Below are 243 nucleotides of genomic sequence, written 5' to 3' on the forward strand. Positions count from 1 at the left end.
TGGCGGTGCGTAAAGAAACCTACGATGGGCAGCCGGCCCTGCGCCGCAAGGACCTGCTGGTGGCGCTGGTTGCCTTGGTGTATGCCGTGTGGCTGTTGTATGCCGGCGGGCTCAAGTACCTGCTGCTCTCGGCCCTGCTCTACGCACCTGGCGCCATCCTGTTCGCCAAGGCCAAGCGTGAAGTCGGCCAACCTGTCTTCACCAACGTGGAAAAGCTGATCTTTGCAGCCGTGGTCATCGGCG

At 62.6% G+C, this 243-nt stretch carries 1 pseudogene; it reads left to right on the forward strand.

Going from position 1 to position 243, the window contains the following annotated elements:
* Positions 1 to 243, forward strand: a pseudogene (locus tag J5M58_RS27575) (arginine-ornithine antiporter); the annotation flags it as partial.

The sequence above is a fragment of the Pseudomonas sp. 32_A genome (assembly GCF_017490905.1).
GTDB lineage: Bacteria > Pseudomonadota > Gammaproteobacteria > Pseudomonadales > Pseudomonadaceae > Aquipseudomonas > Aquipseudomonas inefficax.